This window comes from Candidatus Andeanibacterium sp., from assembly GCF_057143545.1.
The window spans coordinates 1-6,314 of sequence record NZ_DBNHSF010000052.1; the positions used below are offsets into that span (position 1 = coordinate 1).

The 6,314-nt window shown below is 65.3% G+C and carries 6 protein-coding genes; 2 read left to right on the forward strand and 4 right to left on the reverse strand.

Annotated elements, in window-relative coordinates; all coding sequences use genetic code 11:
• The coding region (locus tag AC16XC_RS03050; RefSeq protein WP_484033165.1) for an NnrU family protein at positions 1–681 on the forward strand (681 nt) is incomplete at its 5' end.
• On the opposite strand, the gene AC16XC_RS03055 is transcribed toward AC16XC_RS03050, so the two are convergent.
• The 4 genes from AC16XC_RS03055 to msrA are packed head-to-tail and all read right to left on the reverse strand — an operon-like array spanning position 674 to position 4,626.
• The gene (locus tag AC16XC_RS03055) at positions 674–1,447 is read right to left on the reverse strand and encodes an alpha/beta hydrolase (protein ID WP_484033166.1); all 774 of its coding nucleotides are present in this window, start codon (positions 1,445–1,447) and stop codon (positions 674–676) included. The genes AC16XC_RS03050 and AC16XC_RS03055 overlap by 8 nt on opposite strands.
• A 29-nt stretch (positions 1,448–1,476) precedes the next feature.
• A complete protein-coding gene (gene dxs, locus AC16XC_RS03060) occupies positions 1,477–3,399 on the reverse strand; it encodes a 1-deoxy-D-xylulose-5-phosphate synthase (protein ID WP_484033167.1) in 1,923 nt (640 codons plus the stop codon).
• Positions 3,400–3,454: 55 nt separating this feature from the next.
• Positions 3,455–3,916, reverse strand: a complete 462-nt coding sequence (locus AC16XC_RS03065) for a Fur family transcriptional regulator (protein WP_484033168.1) — start codon at positions 3,914–3,916, stop codon at positions 3,455–3,457.
• A gap of 35 nt (positions 3,917–3,951) precedes the next feature.
• Positions 3,952–4,626, reverse strand: a complete 675-nt coding sequence (msrA, locus tag AC16XC_RS03070) for a peptide-methionine (S)-S-oxide reductase MsrA (protein ID WP_484033169.1) — start codon at positions 4,624–4,626, stop codon at positions 3,952–3,954.
• 195 nt (positions 4,627–4,821) lie between these two features.
• Between msrA and AC16XC_RS03075 the strand changes: the two genes are divergently transcribed.
• On the forward strand, positions 4,822–6,314 hold a 1,493-nt coding region (locus tag AC16XC_RS03075), incomplete at its 3' end, for a phytoene desaturase family protein (protein WP_484033170.1).

Consider the following 6,314-nt stretch of genomic DNA (forward strand, 5'->3'; position numbering starts at 1 on the left):
GATGCGCTGGTTTCGCTGGTCGCCGCTTCGATCGCCTTTGTCGGCAGCCATTTCGCGATGTCGCACCCGCTGCGCGCGCCGATGGTGAAGCTGCTCGGCGAAAAGGGCTTCCTCGGCGTCTATTCGCTGGTCAGCCTGGCGGCCTTCGCCTGGATGGTGCTCGCCTTCCGCGCTGCGCCGCCGGGCCATGGCGGCCCCGGCGGCTGGGCGGGGGACGCGCAATGGATCCTCGCCAGCCTCCTCACCCTCGTCGCCGCGGTGCTGCTGGTCGGCTCGTTCAAGGGCAATCCGGCTCTGCCCGACACGCCGGCGGCCAAGGTCGCGGCCGCCAAGCCGCATGGCGCATTCCTGGTGACCCGCCACCCGATGATGTGGAGCTTCGCGCTGTGGGGGCTGGGGCACATCGTCCTCTCCTGGAGCCAGCGGACGACCATCCTTGCCGGCGCGATCGTGCTGCTGGCCCTGCTCGGCGCCTATCTGCAGGACCGCAAGAAGGAAGCGCTGCTGGGCGAAGCCTGGAAGCACTGGGAAGCGCAGACCAGCTATCTTCCGCAATGGGGCAGGTTGCCGGGCCTGGGGCTCAAGCTGTGGTTTGCGGGGCTGGCATTGTGGCTGGTGGCGAGCTGGGCGCATATCCACGCGGCGGGCATCCCGGCGGGGGTGTGGAAATGGCTTATCTAGCTTCGAGCCAATTTCGCAAGGCCGCCTTGCCCGCGCCGGTATAGGCCAGCTCATGGCCGATGCCCGCGAAGGGCAGGAAAGTCCCGTCAGGCGCAGCCTCCGCCAGCGGCCGTGCGTGCGCGAAGGGGATCACATCGTCGGCATCGCCGTGCAGAACCAGTACCGGTGCATCGATACGGCCGATCTTGGCGAGATTGTCGAACCTGTCGCGCACCAACAGCGCTGCCGGCGCCCACCAGATCTTCTCCCCGGCGACTCCAGACAGGCTGGTGAAGGGCGAGATCAGCACCAAAGCCGCGGATTCGTACTCCAAAGCCATCTGGGTCGCGACGCCAGAGCCGATTGAATTGCCAACGATCACGATGCGGTTGGGCGGGATTCCCTGCTTGCCGAGCCAGCCGATCGCGGCTCGGCCGTCGTTGTACAAGCCCTCCTCGCTCGGGCTGCCCGGATTGCCGGAATAACCGCGATATTCGGGCAACAACACACCGAAACCCGCAGCGGCAAGGTGCTCGGTAGCCGCCGACGCGCCGCCCCAATTGTCGCCATTGCCGTGAAAGAACACAATCGTCGGCTTGCCCTCCACCGCCGAGCGCCAGGCTGCCGCGAGGCCCAGTCCATCGACGGTTTTGAGCACCACGTGCTGATGCCCCGGCGGCAGGGCGGCCTGCGTTGACGGAGCGGGATAGATGAAATGGCGCTGGAGCAGATAGAACCCTGCAAGCATCAGCAGATAGGCAAGGGCAAGGGCGGCGAGTTCTTTCACGAGGCGCCGCCGCAACCTCGACATCTGGGTCAGGCCCGCGCCTCTTCCACTCCGGCGGAATTGTGGCGCAATGCCTTGAGGACCGTCTCGACGATATGCGGGGCGTTGAGCCCGGCCTCGTCATATTGCCGGTCCGGAGCGTCCTGGTCCTGGAAGATATCGGGCAGCCGCATCGTGCGGATCTTGAGTCCGTTGTCGAGCAGGCCTTCGTCGCTGGCGAGCGTCAGGACATGCGCGCCGAGCCCGCCGATCGCGCCTTCCTCGATCGTGACGACGACTTCGTGGCTCAGCGCCAGCTGGCGGATCAGCTCGCTGTCGAGCGGCTTGGCGAAGCGCATGTCGGCCACCGTGGTCGACAGGCCCCGGGCCTCGAGCTGGCCGGCCGCCTTGAGGCTTTCGGCGAGCCGCGTGCCGAGCGAAAGCAGGGCGATCTTGCTGCCTTCGCGGACGACCCTGCCCTTGCCGATTTCCAGCTGTTGCGGGATTTCCGGCAACTCGACGCCCACGCCGCCGCCGCGCGGATAGCGGAAGGCGATCGGCCCGCTGTCGTGGCAAGCGGCGGTATAGGTCATATGGACCAGCTCGGCCTCGTCGGCGGGTGCCATCACGATCATGTTGGGCAAGGTGGCGAGATAGGTGATGTCGAAGCTGCCCGCGTGGGTCGCCCCGTCGGCGCCGACCAGTCCGGCGCGGTCGATCGCGAAACGCACCGGCAGGTTCTGGATGCAGACGTCGTGCACGACCTGGTCGTAAGCGCGCTGGAGGAAGGTCGAATAGATCGCGCAGAAGGGTCGCATGCCCTGTGCGGCGAGGCCGGCGGCGAAGGTCACTCCGTGCTGCTCGGCGATCCCGACATCGAAGGCGCGATCCGGGTGCGCCCGGGCGAACCGGTCGACCCCGGTGCCCGAAGGCATGGCCGCTGTGATCGCGCAGATCCGCGGATCGCTGTCGGCAAGCATTGTCAGCGTCTCGCCGAACACATTCTGGTAGGCCGGCGGGCCGCCCGCACTCTTGGCCTGTTCGCCGGTGATGACGTCGAATTTCTGCACACCGTGGTACTTGTCGGCGCTCGCCTCGGCAGGGCCGTAACCCTTGCCCTTCTGCGTGACGACATGAACGAGGCAAGGGCCTTCGGCAGCGTCGCGGACATTCTCGAGCACCGGCACGAGCTGGTCCATATCATGCCCGTCGATCGGGCCGACGTAATAGAAGCCCAGCTCCTCGAACAGTGTCCCGCCCATCGCCATGCCGCGCGCAAACTCGTCGGTCTTCTTCGCCGCCCGGTGGAGCGGGGCGGGCAGCCTGCGGGCGAACTTCTTGGCGAGTTCGCGCAGGCCGAGGAACTCGGCCGAGGACACCAGCCGCGCAAGATAACCCGAGAGCCCGCCCACCGGGGGGGCGATCGACATGTCGTTGTCGTTGAGGATCACGACCAGCCGGTTGCCCGCCTGTTCGGCATTGTTCATCGCCTCGTAGGCCATGCCGGCCGACATCGCGCCGTCGCCGATCACCGCGATGGCCTTGCCCGGGCGATCGTTGAGCTTGTTGGCCACGGCAAATCCGAGCCCGGCCGAGATCGAGGTCGAGCTGTGGGCCGCGCCGAAGGGATCGTATTCGCTCTCGCTGCGCTTGGTGAAGCCGGACAGGCCGCCGCCCTGCCGCAGCGTGCGGATCCGGTCGCGCCGGCCGGTGATGATCTTGTGCGGATAGGCCTGGTGGCCGACGTCCCAGACCAGCCGGTCTTCCGGCGTGTTGAACACGTAGTGGACCGCAACCGTCAGTTCGACCACGCCGAGGCCGGAACCAAGGTGTCCCCCGGTCTGGCCGACCACGTCGATCATCTCCTGGCGCAATTCGTCGGCCAGCTGGCGCAGTTGCGACTTTTCGAGCTTTCTCAGGTCTTCGGGCCGGTTGACCGTGTCGAGCAATGGCGTGGCGTGGTTAACACTCATGTCCAAGGGCTTACACGCGAGAAGCTGGCGAGTCGATGAACCAGTTTGCGGCCGTTCAGGCAGCGCAGGAATCGCACAGGCCGCGCAATTCGACCACCGGGCGGACGTCGGCGAAGCCGTTGGCCTGGCCCGCCTGCTTGAGCGCGCCGGTAATCCTGTCGTCGTCGAAATGGGTGGCCTGGCCGCAATTGTCGCAGATCAGGAAGATGCAGTCGTGGCGGCAGCCGGGATGGGTGTTGACGAGATAGGCGTTGGCGCTCTCGATCCGGTTGGCGAGGTTGTTCTTCACGAACAGGTCGAGAATCCGGTAGACGCTGTTCGCGGCGACCCGCTTGCCGCGGCTGGCCGAGAGGCTTTCGGCGATATCATAGGCCGATGCCGGCTTGTCGAACCCGGCCAGAGACTCGAATACGTCGGCGCGCATGTCGGTCCATTGCTCGCCGCCTTCGACCAGCGCTGCACGCGCCGCATCGACGAGGCTCTTGCCCGAATGTTCGTGATGTTCGTGACCAGCCATTGATGGAATATAGGCAGGTGTTGCCCGCGCGGCAATCAGCCGGTCTTGAAGGTCGCCCGGTAAAGCCCCGGATAAAGCTGCTTGAGTCCTTCGACCTTGGGTCTGTCCCAGCGGACGATATAGCCCTGGTTGGGGTTCTTCAGCATGTAATCCTGGTGGTATTCTTCGGCTTCGTAAAACGCCTTGTAGCTCTCGATCCTGGTGACGATCGGCTTGCTCCACAGGCCCGACTTGCCGAGTTGATCGAGATAGGCCCTGGCGACCTTGCGCTGTTCGGCATTCATGGGGATCAGCGCGCTGCGATAATGCGTACCGCGATCCGGGCCCTGGTAATTAAGCGTGGTCGGGTCCGCGCCGACCGAAAAAAAGATCCGCAGGAGTTGGTCATACCTCACGACCGCGGGATCATAGACGACCTTGACCGCTTCCGCGTGGTCGGTCCCCCCGGCCGACACCAGGCTGTACTTTGCCGTCGCCTTGTTGCCGCCGTGATAGCCCGAAACCGCACTGATCACGCCCTTGGTGTGGCTGAAAATGCCTTCGATGCCCCAGAAGCACCCGCCGGCGAAGATCGCCGTGGCGCGCGAGCCGCTTTCGGACGCCTTCACCGTGGCTGCAGGCGCCTTCACCACGCTCTCCGCCGCCTGCGCCGGGCTCTGGCAGGCAGTCGCCAGCAGGGCAATAGCGGCAAGGGAGGCGCGAAGCTTCATCAGGTAGGCATCCATTGGGAAGTGATGGCTATTATAACCGCTATCGTCCCGATCCCAAAGCCAATGGCAAAGGATCGGCAAAGTTCCGCATTGAACAGGCCCATACAGCGTCTTTCGTTCGAATCTTTGTTCTGGTTACCGCTGCCCTAGCAATCAGGCCTTGCCGGAGCGTGAACGGACAGGCACCTGTCCATCATGCTCGACGCAGTCATCATCGGAGGCGGCCATAACGGCTTGACCTGCGCCTTCTATCTCGCACGTGCGAAACACCGAGTAATAATCCACGAAGCGAGAGATATCGTCGGTGGAGCGGCGGTAACCGAGGAATTTGCACCCGGCTTCCGCAATTCCACCGCGAGTTACACGGTCAGCCTGCTCCAGCCACGAATCATCGCGGACATGGAGCTTGTCAGACGCGGGTATCGGGTGATCGAACGCCCGTTGTCCAATTTCCTGCCGCTCTCTGCGACGGAGGGTGACTATCTCAGGCTGGGCGGTGGTCTTTCCGCAACGCAGGCCGAAGTCGCCCGCTTCTCGGAGCGGGATGCGGCAGTGCTGCCCGAATGGTATGCCATGCTCGACCGGGTCGCCGGAGTGCTGCGCGATTTGGCGCTCAAGATTCCGCCGGACGTGACCGGCGGGATCCCGGCGATTGTCGATGCTGCGCTGCAGGGCAGGTCGCTCGCGAAGCTGCCACTCGCTGCCAAGCGCGAAGTGCTGGCGCTGTTCACCCGCTCGGCCCGCGAACTGCTCGACGACTGGTTCGAAAGCGGAGCGACCAAGGCCGCCTTCGGGTTCGATGCGGTGGTGGGGAATTACGCCTCGCCGGATTCGCCCGGCAGCGCCTATGTCATGCTGCATCACGTGTTCGGCGAAGTGAACGGGAAGCAGGGGGCCTGGGGCCATGTCCGGGGCGGGATGGGCCGAATTACCGAGCTGATGGCGGAGGCCGCGCGCGAGGCCGGGGCCGAGATCGTGACCGGGACCCGGGTCGAACAGGTGCTGGTTGAAGGCGGCAAGGCGGTCGGGATCAGGCTCGCCAACGGTGGAGAGGTGCGGGCAAGGCGGGTCATTGCCAATTGCGGCCCGATTCCGCTGTTCAGGAAGCTCGTGCCGCGCGAACATCAGCCCGAGGATTTCGCCCGGGCGATGGACCATTTCCGCGCCGGAGCCGGATCGCTGCGGATGAATGTCGCGCTGTCGGGCCTGCCGCGCTTTGCCAGCCTGCCCGAGGAGGGCGATCATTTGAGATCGGGGATCATCATGGCGCCGAGCCTCGACTATATGGACCAGGCCTATCGCGACGCGCGCGAAGGCGGATTTTCGAAGCGTCCGATTGTCGAGATGCTGATCCCGAGCCTGGTCGACGACAGCCTTGCGCCCGACGGCCAGCACGTCGCGAGCCTGTTCTGCCAGCATTGCGATCCGGACCTGCCGGAAGAAAGCGAAGACGAAGCGGTCGAGGCGGTGTTGGACACAGTCGAGCATTTCGCGCCGGGATTCCGCGAGCTGGTGCTGCACAGGCAGGTCCACACGCCGCGCGCGCTCGAAGCCAAGTTCGGCCTGGCAAGGGGCGACATCTTTCACGGGCGGATGAGCCTCGACCAGCTGTGGGCCGCGCGCCCGGTACTCGGCGCAGGGAGCTACAAGATGCCGATCGACGGGTTGTGGCTATGCGGCTCGGGCGC